Annotated in this window: 12 protein-coding genes and 2 tRNA genes; 5 read left to right on the top strand and 9 right to left on the bottom strand. The window is 70.1% G+C overall.

Going from position 1 to position 11,898, the window contains the following annotated elements; all coding sequences use genetic code 11:
* On the top strand, positions 1–649 hold a 649-nt coding region (locus ACFOMP_RS14110; protein WP_379031613.1), incomplete at its 5' end, for a tyrosine-type recombinase/integrase.
* Positions 650–723: 74 nt separating this feature from the next.
* Here ACFOMP_RS14110 and ACFOMP_RS14105 read toward each other — a convergent pair.
* From ACFOMP_RS14105 to ACFOMP_RS14090, 4 genes are all read right to left on the bottom strand, one after another.
* Positions 724–797 (bottom strand) — tRNA-Cys (locus ACFOMP_RS14105).
* Positions 798–910: 113 nt separating this feature from the next.
* The gene (gene gndA, locus ACFOMP_RS14100; protein ID WP_379031610.1) at positions 911–2,311 is read right to left on the bottom strand and encodes an NADP-dependent phosphogluconate dehydrogenase; all 1,401 of its coding nucleotides are present in this window, start codon (positions 2,309–2,311) and stop codon (positions 911–913) included.
* A gap of 78 nt (positions 2,312–2,389) precedes the next feature.
* On the bottom strand, positions 2,390–3,619 hold the full coding sequence (locus ACFOMP_RS14095) for a class I SAM-dependent methyltransferase (RefSeq protein ID WP_289892929.1): 1,230 nt from the start codon (positions 3,617–3,619) through the stop codon (positions 2,390–2,392).
* A 269-nt stretch (positions 3,620–3,888) separates the two neighbouring features.
* A tRNA-Gly gene (locus tag ACFOMP_RS14090) sits at positions 3,889–3,963 on the bottom strand.
* A gap of 206 nt (positions 3,964–4,169) precedes the next feature.
* Here ACFOMP_RS14090 and ACFOMP_RS14085 point away from each other — a divergent pair.
* Together ACFOMP_RS14085 and ACFOMP_RS14080 are read left to right on the top strand one after the other, a co-directional pair.
* The gene (locus ACFOMP_RS14085; RefSeq protein WP_289892930.1) at positions 4,170–4,790 is read left to right on the top strand and encodes a DUF5671 domain-containing protein; all 621 of its coding nucleotides are present in this window, start codon (positions 4,170–4,172) and stop codon (positions 4,788–4,790) included.
* Positions 4,783–5,211: a hypothetical protein gene (locus ACFOMP_RS14080; protein WP_289892931.1), complete on the top strand. Its 429-nt coding sequence runs from the start codon at positions 4,783–4,785 to the stop codon at positions 5,209–5,211. The genes ACFOMP_RS14085 and ACFOMP_RS14080 overlap by 8 nt, the downstream gene beginning before the upstream one ends.
* Here ACFOMP_RS14080 and ACFOMP_RS14075 read toward each other — a convergent pair.
* On the bottom strand, positions 5,208–5,660 hold the full coding sequence (locus ACFOMP_RS14075) for a GNAT family N-acetyltransferase (protein WP_379031606.1): 453 nt from the start codon (positions 5,658–5,660) through the stop codon (positions 5,208–5,210). The genes ACFOMP_RS14080 and ACFOMP_RS14075 overlap by 4 nt on opposite strands.
* Positions 5,661–5,721: 61 nt before the next feature.
* A complete protein-coding gene (locus ACFOMP_RS14070; RefSeq protein WP_379031603.1) occupies positions 5,722–7,068 on the bottom strand; it encodes a condensation domain-containing protein in 1,347 nt (448 codons plus the stop codon).
* A 196-nt stretch (positions 7,069–7,264) separates the two neighbouring features.
* On the opposite strand from ACFOMP_RS14070, the gene ACFOMP_RS14065 reads away from it, so the two are divergent.
* Together ACFOMP_RS14065 and ACFOMP_RS14060 are read left to right on the top strand one after the other, a co-directional pair.
* The gene (locus ACFOMP_RS14065; protein WP_379031600.1) at positions 7,265–8,884 is read left to right on the top strand and encodes a (2,3-dihydroxybenzoyl)adenylate synthase; all 1,620 of its coding nucleotides are present in this window, start codon (positions 7,265–7,267) and stop codon (positions 8,882–8,884) included.
* A gap of 8 nt (positions 8,885–8,892) precedes the next feature.
* A complete protein-coding gene (locus tag ACFOMP_RS14060; protein ID WP_379031597.1) occupies positions 8,893–9,138 on the top strand; it encodes a phosphopantetheine-binding protein in 246 nt (81 codons plus the stop codon).
* Here the strand turns inward: ACFOMP_RS14060 and ACFOMP_RS14055 are convergent.
* Genes ACFOMP_RS14055 through ACFOMP_RS14045 form a run of 3 tightly spaced genes read right to left on the bottom strand, consistent with a single transcriptional unit; the run spans position 9,135 to position 11,760 of the window.
* Entirely contained in the window at positions 9,135–9,905 is a 771-nt protein-coding gene (locus ACFOMP_RS14055) for an SDR family oxidoreductase (RefSeq protein WP_379031594.1), read from the bottom strand. The two genes, ACFOMP_RS14060 and ACFOMP_RS14055, sit on opposite strands and share 4 nt — an antisense overlap.
* Entirely contained in the window at positions 9,896–10,549 is a 654-nt protein-coding gene (locus ACFOMP_RS14050) for an isochorismatase family protein (RefSeq protein WP_379031591.1), read from the bottom strand. Before ACFOMP_RS14050 ends, ACFOMP_RS14055 begins: the two co-directional genes overlap by 10 nt.
* On the bottom strand, positions 10,549–11,760 hold the full coding sequence (locus tag ACFOMP_RS14045) for an isochorismate synthase (protein WP_379031588.1): 1,212 nt from the start codon (positions 11,758–11,760) through the stop codon (positions 10,549–10,551). Before ACFOMP_RS14045 ends, ACFOMP_RS14050 begins: the two co-directional genes overlap by 1 nt.
* Positions 11,761–11,898: the final 138 nt, after the last annotated feature.

The raw sequence follows: 11,898 nt of genomic DNA, 5'->3' as shown, positions 1-11,898 counted from the left end.
CGGAAGCTGTGGGATAAGTCCGTCCGGGGAAAGGGGAACCTCGGCCTTAAGCCGATTTGTGCAACAGAGCCAGGTCGACCGTTCGGAAATCGTGTGGACCCCGGCGCAGCGCGAGGCTGTCTGTGCCCATGCGCCAGAGTGGGTGCAGCGCATCCTTACGGCCGGGTGCGAAACCGGGCTGCGGCCGGCCGATCTGGTGCGCCTGCATCGCAATCAGATCGAGAAGACGCCACAGGGGCGCCGCATTCGCATCAGGACGAACAAGCGAAAGCGCACCGCCACGATCCCCGTCACTCCGGCCATGGCCGCGCTGATCGATGCCACGCCGGCCGGTCGCATGTTGATCTTGGTTAGTGATCGCGGCCAGCCCATGACTGGGCGCCACGCCTCGGACAGTCTGCGCTACTGGCGCAATAAAGCGGGGCTGACGCCCGAAGCCCTAGGGTATGACCTGCGGTTGCAGGACACGCGCGGAACGGCTGCCACACGGCTTCTGAATGCCGGCCTTACGCTGGCCGAGATCGCCTCACACATGGGCTGGTCGGTGCGCTACGCGGCGGCGGTGATCGAGCATTACGCCCGTGTTTCGCCCGATGAATCAGATGGTATTCTGGTCAAGCTCGCTCGGGTGAAAGGGGGCGCAAAGTGAACGAAACTGTAAACGCTACTGTAAACGCCGGAAGAAAGGGAAAGCCCGATATGGCACAAGCTCTTGAAAAGACTTGGAGGCGGGTACCGGAATCGAACCGGTCTTCACGGATTTGCAATCCGCTGCGTAACCTCTCCGCCAACCCGCCGGAGCCTCGGGTTTGCTAGGGTTTTCAGGGCGCGGGGTCAAGGGGGTATCGCGCCGGCGCCGTGTTTCGTCTTCGCCACCGCCTGGCGTGGGCGGCGGCGGCGCGTCCTTCGTTCAGGCCTTGGCGCCCCAGGGCCCGTGATGGCTGTCCCGGCCGTCCAGCCGGTCGAAGCCATGCGCGCCGAAGAAATCCCGCTGCGCCTGGATCATGTTCGCCGTGCCGCGGCCGGTGCGCATCATGTCGAACCAGCCCAGCCCCGAGGCCAGCGCCGGCAAGGCATGGCCGGCCGTGATCCCCCGCGCCACCACCGCGCGCAGCGCCGGCATCGCGATCTCGAGCTTCTCGGCGAAGAACGGCGCCAGCACCAGGTTGCGCGACGGATCCTCGGCCAGCGCCGTGGCCATGTCGTTCAGCATCGCCGAGCGGATGATGCAGCCCGCCCGCCAGACCCGCGCGATCCCCGGCAGATCCAGTTGCCAGCCGAAGGCGCGGCCCGCCGCCTCGATCATCGCGAAACCCTGCGCATAGCACAGGATCTTGCCGGCGATCAGCGCCTGCTCCAACTGGTCGGGCGTCAGGTCCAGCGGCTGCGGGGTGGCGCCAAAGCGCGCCTCGCCCGCCTGGCGCTCGGCGATGCGGGCCGAGACGTTGCGCGCCATCACCGCCGCCTCGATCACCGGGATCGGCGCGGCGAGGTGCTGCGCCTCGATCGCGGTCCAGCGGCCGGTGCCCTTCTGCCCGGCGGCATCCAGGATCACGTCCAGCATCGGCGCCCCGGTCAGCGGATCGGCGGCCGCGGCGACGGCGGCCGAGATCTCGACCAGATAGGATTTCAGCGCGCCCTGATTCCAGCCGGCGAAGGTCTCGCCGATGGCGGCGGCCGGCAGGCCCAGCCCGTCGCGCATCAGCCCGTAGACCTCGGCGATCATCTGCATGTCGGCATATTCGATGCCGTTATGCACGGTCTTGACGAAATGGCCGGCGCCGGCCTCGCCCATCCAGGTGGCGCAGGGCGTGCCGTCCTCGGCCCGGGCGGCGATGGCCTGCATGACCGGGGCGATGCGGTCCCAGTCGGCCCGCGCCCCGCCGCCCATGATGGCGGGGCCGTGGCGCGCCCCCTCCTCGCCGCCCGAGACGCCCATGCCCAGGAAGCGCATCGGCAGGCCGGCGCTCGCGCGGCGGTCGGTGTCGTGGAAATTGGCGTTGCCGGCGTCGATCACCAGATCCTCGGGGCCGAGCAGCGGCGCCAGCGCCGCGATCTGGTCGTCGACGGCCGGACCGGCGGGGACCATCAGGATGATGGCGCGCGGCGGGGCGATGGCGGCGACCAGCTCGACCAGGCTTTCGGTCGGGATCACGCGATCGGCCAGCGCGCCCGCCTCGGCATGGAAGCGGCGGGTGACTGCGGTGGTGCGGTTCCAGACCGCGACGGGAAAGCCCTTCTCGGCGATGTTCAGCGCCAGGGCCGCGCCCATGGTGCCAAGACCGATCAACCCGATTGTCGCCTGCGTCATCGCCCCTCGTCTCCGTTCTTTATCCAGGGAGCGGATGTTACCGTTAACGGCGGCGGGGCACAATCGCGCCCCGGCCGTTCAGCGATAGATATAGTCGCGCCGGAACGGATAGCCGGAATGCGCCCCGGGCATGTCTTCCGAGCCGCGCGCCGGGTCGGGATTGATCAGCAGGATCTGATGCAGCGCCACCCAGCCCCGCTCGAAGGCCATCGCACAGCCGGCCAGGTAAAGCCGATAGGCGCGCAGCACCTCGGCTGCCCGGCTGGGGGGCATGGAACGGGCCAGCGTCTGTTCGGCCTGCGGCAGCTGCGATTCCAGCGCATCGGACCAGCACCACAGCGTCCTGGCGTAATGCGGGCGCAGGTTCTCGGTATCGACCATCTCCAGCCCGGCCTGCGACAGGGTGCGGATGGCGTGGCTGACATGGATCAGCTCGCCGCCGGGGAAGATGTGCTTCTCGATGAAATCGCCCAGCCCGCCGCCGACCATGGCGTCGTCCAGCCCGGCGGCGGTGATGCCATGATTCAGCGCCATGCCGCCGGGTTTCAGCAGCCGGCGCAGCGTTTCGCAATAGGTCAGCATGTTGGCGCGGCCGACATGCTCGAACATGCCGACCGAGGCGAGCTTGTCGAAGGGCTGCTCGGGCCGCAGGTCGCGATAGTCGCACAGCCGGATGCGCACCCGTTCGCCCAGGCCCTCGGCCTCGATCAGGCGGCTGACATGTTCGAACTGGTTGCGCGACAGGGTGATGCCGGTCGCATCCACGCCGTAATGGCGGGCGGCATGCATCAGCAGCCCGCCCCAGCCGGCGCCGATATCGACGAACCGCTCGCCCGGGCGCAGGTCGAGCTTGCGGCAGATCAGGTCCAGCTTCGCCTCTTGCGCCTGGGCCAGCGACATCTGCGGGTCGCGGAAATAGGCGCAGGAATAGACCCGCAGCGGGTCGAGCCACAGCGCATAGAACTCGTTCGAGACATCGTAATGCGAGCGGATCTGTTCGGCGTCGCGTGCGCGGCTGTGATGCAGGGCGGAATGGACGCGGCTCTTCAGCCGCTGCCACAGCGAGGGGCGCAGGGCCTGGCCCTCGGCCGGGGCCAGCGCCGCGACCACCTGCATCAGGTCGCGCATCGAACCCTCGACCCGGGTGCGGCCGGTGACGATCTCGTCCCCCAGCCGGCCCAGCCGGCCGGCGGCGAGCTGCGCCAGCGCCGACATATGGTCGAAGGCCAGGGTGACGGGCACCCCCGGCGGCCCCAGCCGCTTACCCGAGGGCAGGCGCACCCCCAGCGGCACGGAGAGTTGCTGCAACTTGGTTTCGATCAGAGCTTCCAGAGCCGGCATGAGCACCTCACGCTAGGGCTGGCCGCGAATCGGGTGGTGATGTCGTTGCGAAGCGCGGCAGCTTGTTCCTGACGGATGTCCCGGATGACAGGCGGGGCAACATGGCTGCGATACTAGACCCGATTCGCGGAAAATGACCAGAGGGGGCAGCGCGATGGCGCGAATCGGCGAATCGCCGCGCAAAAAGCCGAAAGCGGCCCGAAGGCCGCTTTTCGCTGATTCCCGAAGGAAGATTTTGGAGCGGGCGATGAGATTCGAACTCACGACCCTAACCTTGGCAAGGTTATGCTCTACCCCTGAGCTACGCCCGCGCTCCGTATCCGATGGCGCTTGGCCTTCGGTGAGGCGTCATTTATGGGAGCGCGCCGGAGCGTGCAAGGGGAAAATCGTGCCGCCGGGAAAATTTTCGCGGCGGTCGCGGCCGGCCGCTTGCCGCGCGCGAAACCGGCCGCCGGGCGGGTGGCCGGGCTTGACCGCCGGGCCGCCATGCCGAAACCTGCCGGCGAAGGGGACACCGATGAAACCAGCCGACCAGCTATCCGAATTCGTCCGCCACGCCATGGCCCAGGGCGGCAACCGGGACCAGATCGCGCGGGCGCTGACCCATGCCGGCTGGTCCGAGCCCGAGATCGACGAGGCGATCCACGGCTGGGAGGTGTCGCCCGGCCTGCCGCCGGTGCCGCGGCCGCGGCCCTATGCCTCGGCGCAGGAGGCGCTGCTTTACGGCTTGCTGTTCCTGTCGCTGGGCATGATCGGCTGGCATGTCTGCGACCTGGGCATGGCGCTGATCGACCGGCTGATTCCCGACCCGGCCGAGGGCTATTCCTATCGCTCCGGCAGTTCGGCGCGCTGGTCCATCGCCTCGCTGATCGCCTTTGCGCCGGTGTTCCTGCTGCTCAACCGCAAGGTCGCGGGCATGAGCCGGGGCGATGCCGGGCGCCGGCGGTCGCTGGTGCGCAAGTGGTTCGCCTCGCTGACGCTGCTGGTCGCCTCGCTGGTGTTTCTGGGCGACGGGATCTACGTCATCTATGCGCTGCTGAACGGCGAACTGACGGCGCGGTTCGCCGCCAAGGCCGCGCTGGTGGCCGGAGTGGCCGGGCTGGTCTTCGCCTATTACCGGGGAGAGCTGAATGACTAGGCGCTGGCCGACCATCGCCATCGGCCTGCTGGCCGCCATCGCCATCGTGCTGGGGCTGGCGCTGACCGGAGGCCCCGGCCAGGCCCGCAAGGAACGCCGCGACCGCCAGCGCGAGGGCGATCTTTCGGCGCTGGCCACGCTGGTGCGCTGCCTGGCCGACAACAACGGCCGGCGGCTGCCGGCGCGGCTGGAGACCACGCCGCAATGCGACTGGCAGGCGCGGCTGGCCGATCCCTTCACCGGCGCGCCCTATCGCTACGAGGTGACCGGGCCGCGCAGCTATCGCCTCTGCGCCGGGTTCGAGTTGCCCGAGGACCGGCCGCCCGGCCTGCGCGACCGCGATGCGGAGGGTTGCGTTCGCCGCGACTATCTTCCCAGCGCTTCGGCAGCCCCCGCGGCGCCCATTCCCGGGCGCGACTAGGGCAGCGGCTTTTCCATATAGACCCGGTCCAGCCCCGCCTCGCAGACGCGATGCGTCTCGGCATAGCCGAGCCGGGCATAGAGGGCCCGGTTCTCGACCATGGCGACATGGGTGTAGAGCCGCAGCCGGGGCAGGCCCAGGGCGCCGGCGCGGTTTTCGGCGAACCCCCTCAGCCGTCGGCCAAGGCCCCGGCCCTGCGCGCCCGGCGCCACGGCGACATTCTCGACCAGCAGCGCGTCGGCCTGCGCGACCAGCACGATCAGCCCCAGCACCGCGCCGTCGTCGTCCAGCAGATATGTCTCGCCGGTGGCGATGCGCGCGGCGTGGTCGGCCAGCATCGGGCCGGGCTTGCGGCCGATGCGCGCGACGTAATGGCCATAGGCGTCCTCGACCAGCGCCGCGACCGTGGAAAGGTCGTCTGCGCCGGCCGGCCGGATGTCGCTGTCCATGATCCCTTCCTTATCCCCGGTCCGCGCAGGATGGGCGCGGGCCGGGGACAAAGGCAAGCCGTCAGGCCAGGGCCGACAGCGGCCGCGACAGGTTTTCCGGCGCCAGCGCCGCGGCCAGAAAGCGGGGCAACGCCCCGGCCAATCGGGCGAAATCCCCGGGCGGGGTCAGGGTCGGATCGGCCTCGACCAGCAGTTCCAGGCCGCGGGCCCCGCTATCGCTGCGGATGGTGATGTTGAAGCCGTCGCCCGGCCCGTTCGACAGCACATGCCGCGTGGTGTCGCAGCCGGCGAAGCGCGCCTCGTCAAAGGGCAGCACGTTGATCAGCGGCGAGAAGAAGAAGCGGCTGCGTGGCTCCATGCCGTAATCCTCGGCGATCTGTTCGATGCGATAGCGGCCGTGCCGGCGCAGCTTGTGCAGCCGCGTGCCCAGCCGGGCCAGCGCCTCGGCCAGCGGCTCGGATTCGTCCAGCGTCACGTCCAGCGGCAGGATGTTCACCACCAGCGCCGGGACCGAGACCGCGACGCTGCCCATGCGGCTCATGTAGGGCAGCCAGACCGGCATCGAGACGCGGTCCTGCGCGTCGCGCAGGCGCTCGGCCGAGCCGTCCGGCAGATGCAGCGCCGCCCAGGCCGAACAGAGCACCGTCAGCAGGTCCGGCCAGCCCATGCCGACCGCCTGCGCCTGGCGCAGCAGCGCGTCGCGCAGGCCGGACAGGTCGTGTGCCGCCGCCAGCGCCTCGGCCGGGTAGTTCTCGGAGCCCTTGCGCAGCACCTTGGGGGGCGGCTCGGCGGCCAGGACCCCGGCCCAGTGCCGGCCGTCGGCGGCATGGCGCGGGCTGGCGCGATAGTCGAGTTCCTCGTTCAGATAGGCGGCGAAGGGGCGCAGCGCCGGGCCGGGATCCTTGCCGTCCAGCGCGGCGGCGTAAAGCCGGGCGCAGCGCTGCTCGATCAGCGTCATGGCATAGCCGTCCAGCGCGATGTGATGGCCGCGGTTGAACCAGAGGTAATGCCCCTCGGCCAGCCGGATCAGCCATTGCGCCGCGATGGGCTGCTCCAGCAGGTCCAGCGCCGCATCGACATCGGCCCGCATCAGCGCGAAGGCATGGTCGCGGGCATCGGGGCGCTGCGACAGGTCGATCTGGCGCAGCATCGGCCGGCGCTGGGGCTCGATGCGCTGGGCCGGCTGGCCGTCGGCGCCCAGGCCGAAGCGCAGCGCCATGATGTCGGTTTCGGCGATGGTGCCTTCGATGGCCCGGGCCAGCGCCGGGGGATCGGCGACGCCGCGCAATTCCACGGCATGGGCGACGGTCGAGACGGCCTCGCCGGGATGGAAACGGAATTCTTCCCAGAAATCCAGTTGCGCCAGGGTCAAGGGCATCCAGAGCCCCTCGGCGTGGTGATGCGTCATGAAATCCCCTCTCCCCCAAGGGAGTTTGGCGTCGGACCGAGAGAGTGCTGGCTTGATTGCGACCCGGAAGCCGCGGCTGGCTTGCTTCGAGAGAGAAAGCGGGATAAAAATACTCAACTATTAACACCCGTCAAGGTGCCGCAGGCGCCGTGTGCGGGTTGTTGCCACGGAATTGCCGACCCAAAGCAGGTGCCCCATGATCGAATTCAGTCCCTGGCCCCAGGATCTCGCGCAACGCTATCGAGAGGCCGGCTACTGGATCGACCAGCCGCTGACCCATATCCTCGACGCCCAGCTTGCCGCCAATCCCCGGGCCGAGGCGCTGGTCTGCGGCGACCGGCGCTTCAGCTATGCCGAGCTGGACCGGCTGTCGCGCAACCTGGCCGCGCGGCTGGCAGGGCAGGGGCTGGGCCATGGCGACACGGCGGTGGTGCAACTGCCCAATGTGGCCGAGTTCTATATCGTCTTCTTTGCGCTGCTGCGCATCGGCGTGGCGCCGGTCAACGCGCTGTTCAGCCATCGCCGGCTGGAGCTTTCGGAATATGTCCGCCAGATCGCGCCGCGCGTGGTCATCGCCTCGCGCCAGCACGAGCTGTTCCGCGACGACGCCTTCGCGGACGCGTTGCGCGCCGGCGGGGTGGGCCATGTGCTGCTGCTGGGCGAGGACGCGCCCGAACGCAGCCTGACCCATTGGCTGGCCGATGGCGCTGCGCTGCCGGCGGAGGCCGGGCCGACGCCGGCGGATCAGGTCGCCTTCTTCCAGCTGTCGGGCGGCAGCACCGGCACGCCGAAGCTGATTCCGCGCACCCATAACGATTACGACTACAGCATCCGCGCCAGCGTCGAGATCTGCGGCGTCACCTCGGCCACGCGGTTCCTTTGCGCGCTGCCGGCGGGGCACAACTTCCCGATGAGCTCGCCCGGCGTGCTGGGGGTGTTCCACGCCGGCGGAACGGTGGTCATGGCCCCCAGCCCCGAACCGCTGACCTGTTTCGGCATCATCGAACGCGAACGCGTCACCATGGTGCCGCTGGTCCCGCCCGCCGTGGCGCTGTGGCTGCGCGCGGTCGAGGGCGAGCCGGCCTGCCGGGCGCAGATCGTGAGCCTCGCGCTGATGCTGGTCGGCGGCGCCAGCTTTGCCGAGGCGACGGCGCGGCGGGTGCCGGACCTGCTGGGCTGCCGGTTGCAGCAGGTCTTCGGCATGGCCGAGGGGCTGGTGAACTACACCCGCCTGACCGACCCGGATGAGGTGGTCTTCACCACCCAGGGCCGGCCGATCAGCCCGGCTGACGAGGTCCGCATCCTGGACGAGCACGGCAACCCGGTGCCCGACGGCACGCCCGGCGCGCTGGCCACCCGCGGCCCCTATACCTTCCGGGGCTATTACCGCAGCCCCGAGCACAATGCGAAGGCCTTCGACGCCGAAGGCTTCTATCACTCGGGCGACGTGGTGTTGCGGCAGGGCGGCAATCTGCGTGTCGTCGGCCGCATCAAGGACCAGATCAACCGCGGCGGCGAGAAGATCGCCGCCGAGGAGATCGAGAACCTGCTGGTGCGCCATCCCGACATCACCCATGCCGCGCTGGTCGCGGCCCCCGATGCGCATCTGGGCGAGAAAAGCTGCGCCTTCCTGGTGCTGCGCGACGGGGCGGGCAAGCATTCGCCGCCGGCGCTGCGCCGGCACCTGCTGGATCTGGGCGTGGCCGAATACAAGCTGCCCGACCGGTTCCGCTTCCTGCCCGAACTGCCGCTGACCGCGGTGGGCAAGATCGACAAGCGCCGCCTGCGCGACAGCCTCGTGGCCGAAACCGCCTGAAAGGACGAATGATGGATAGTGCCGAAAAGACCGATCTCAGCCCCGAATGGCTGGCCGCCCGCGTGGCCGCGATGATCGAGGACGAATGCGAGATCGAGCCGGGCGAGAACCTGGTCCTTTACGGGCTCGATTCCATCGCGGTGATGACCTTTTCGTCCGAGCTGAAGCAGATGGGCATCGAGGCCAGTTTCGAGGAACTGGCGCGCGAGCCGACGCTGGACAACTGGTGGGCGCTGATCGCGTCCCGGATCTAGGCGCGCAGCGTCGCGCCGCCATCGACATACAGGTCGGCCATGGTGACATGGCCCGCCTGCTCGGACAGCATGAACATCACCGCGCCGGCGATGTCCTCGGGCGTCGCCAGCTTCTTCAGCGGGATGCCGGTGCGATAGGCCTCCAGGCTGCCCTCGATCACCGCGCGCTCGCCGGCGCCGCCGTCCTCGGTCCACATGCCGGTCTGCATCGGCGTCAGGGTCGAGCCCGGCGCGACGATGTTGCAGCGCACGCCCTGCGCCGCCAGTTCCAGCCCCAGGCAGCGGATCAGCATGGTCGCCGCCGCCTTCGAGGCGGCATAGGCCCCCATGTTCAGGCGCGGAATCCCCGCCGCGTTCGAGCTGACCGCGACGATCGAGCCGCCGCCGTTGCGCACCATGGCGCGGCCGAAGGCGCGGGTGACGTTGAAGCTGCCCGTGGCATTGACGCCGATCACCCGCTCCCATTCCTCGGGCGCCAGGTCCAGCAGCGGCCCGATGGCCAGCACCCCGGCCGCATGGACGCCCAGCCCCAGCGGGCCATGCGCGGCCTCGACCTCGGCCACCAGCGCCTCGACGGCATCGCCGTCGCGCACGTCCAGCGCCCGGTTCTCGGCGCCCGCGACCGGGTTCGCGGCCAGCGCGGTCTCGGTATCGGTGGCGACGACCTTCGCCCCCGCCTCCAGCAGCGCGGCAACCACGGCCCGGCCGATGCCGCCGGCCGCGCCGGTGACGATGGCGGTCTTGCCCTGAAATCCGGTCAGGCGCATGACTTCACCTCTGCTTGCAGCGCGGTCAGTGCCTGCCGGGTGGACAGGGCCACGCCGCAGGTGGCGGCGATCCAGGCCATGGCCATGTCCTGCTTCTCGCGCGAGAAATCGGCTTGCGCATCGGCCACGGCAAAGGCCTCGATGTCGCGCTGGAACGCCTCGACGGCGGTGGCGAGGCAGCCGATATGGGCATAGACGCCGCAGATCATCAGCTGGTCGCGGCCACGCGCCCGCATCAGATGGTCCAGGTTCGAGCGCTGGAAGGCGCTGTAGCGATGCTTGACCAGCACGATGTCGCCCGCGGCCGCGGCCAGCGCGGGCAGGATCTCCTCGTGCTCGGGGACGGCGCTCATGCCCGGCCCCCACAGGTCGGCCTGCAGGCCGCGATCCGGGCGGAACTGGTCGCCCCGCTGCGCGGTGTAGAACACCGGCACGCCCGCCGCCCGCGCCGCCTGGATCAGCCGCGCGATATTGCCGACCACCGGCGCCAGCGGCGCGCCCTCGGGATAGGGGCGGCAGAAATAGCGCTGCATGTCATGGATCAGCAACGCCAGCCGGTCGCGGTCGGGCTGCCAGGGACCGCGCGCCTTGGGCAGCTCGGCCTCGGTCGGGGGGGCATAGGGGGCGATGCCGGGCAGGGCCATCAGTTCTCTCCATCCTTGCGCGCCACCCCGGCCAGGCCCGCATCCTGCGGCAGGCCCAGTGCGGCCAGGAAAGCGCCGAATTTCGCGCCGGTCTCGGCGGCCTCGGCCATCGGGTCCGAGCCGGGAACGATCCCCGCCCCGGCATAAAGCCGCGCCTGCCGGCCGCTGATCTCGGCGCAGCGGATGGCGACATACCAGGCGCCGTCGCCCCGGGCGTCGCACCAGCCGACCGCCCCGGCATAGAAGTCCCGGGCCACGGGTTCAAGCTCGCCGATCAGCCGCGCCGCGCGCGCCATCGGCACGCCGCAGACCGCCGGCGTCGGATGCAGCGCCGAGGCCAGCACGACCGAGGGCGTGTCCGCGTCGCGCAGCCGCCCCTCGATGCGGGTGCCCAGGTGCCACATGCTGCGGGTCGAGGTGATGCAGGTGCCCTCGGGGCAGCTCAGCGCGCGGCACCAGGGCGCCAGCGTGTCGAGGATGGATTCCACCACCAGCGCATGTTCGCGGTGGTCCTTGCCGGAATTGGACAGCGCCTCGGCCGCGGCGCGGTCGGCCACCGGATCGGCCAGCCGCCGCGCCGAACCCGCCAGCGGATGCGAGACGATGCGCCTGCCGGTCTTTTCCACCAGCAGTTCGGGCGTGGCCCCGCACAGCATCCGGCCCTGCGGATGCGCCGGACCCGAGGGCAGGGCGACGCGAAAGGCGGTGACGGTGCGGTCGGCATGCAGTCGCGACATCAGCGCCTCGACCGGGATGGGCGCGGTCGATTCGACCAGCAGGCTGCGGGCCAGCACAATCTTTTCCAGCGCGTCCTGCCGGCCGGTTTCCTCATACATGACCGCCAGCGCCCGGGCCACGGCGCGGGCATAGTCGCCGGCCTGCGGTTCGGGCGTCAGCCGCCAGTCCTGCAGGGGCAGGCCCGCGGGGGCGATGCCATTCGGGGCCGGGGCCGGCTGGCCGTCGCATTGCCACAGGCAGTCCTCAGCCGCCCGGTCGAAGGGCAGGGCGCCGCCGATCACCCCCTCTGCCGGGATCGAGGCCAAGGCCCCGGTCACCCGTGCGTCCAGCGTCGCGGCATTGCCCGGCGGCAGGCGCCGGGCGGCGCCGCGGCCAAGCACGCGCCCCGACGGACCTTCGAAACCGAACAGGACTGGATCAGGCACAAGCGACGCCGTCTTCTTGGGCGCCTCGGACAGGCGGATGTTCATCATGCATCTCGTTTCAAAGGATTTCGTCCCCAATCAGGGCAGGGGCGCGCGGCCGGATGGGCGCGGGCGACGCAGTCATGGCCCATGCTGCGGTCGGGTCTTCGGGGCAGAATTTCTCCCGCTTTGGGTTCAGGCAATGGC

This window comes from Paracoccus simplex (assembly GCF_042648325.1).
GTDB classification, from domain to species: domain Bacteria; phylum Pseudomonadota; class Alphaproteobacteria; order Rhodobacterales; family Rhodobacteraceae; genus Paracoccus; species Paracoccus simplex.
The sequence above is the reverse complement of the archived record's forward strand: the minus strand, read 5'-3'. Positions and strand labels throughout refer to the sequence as shown.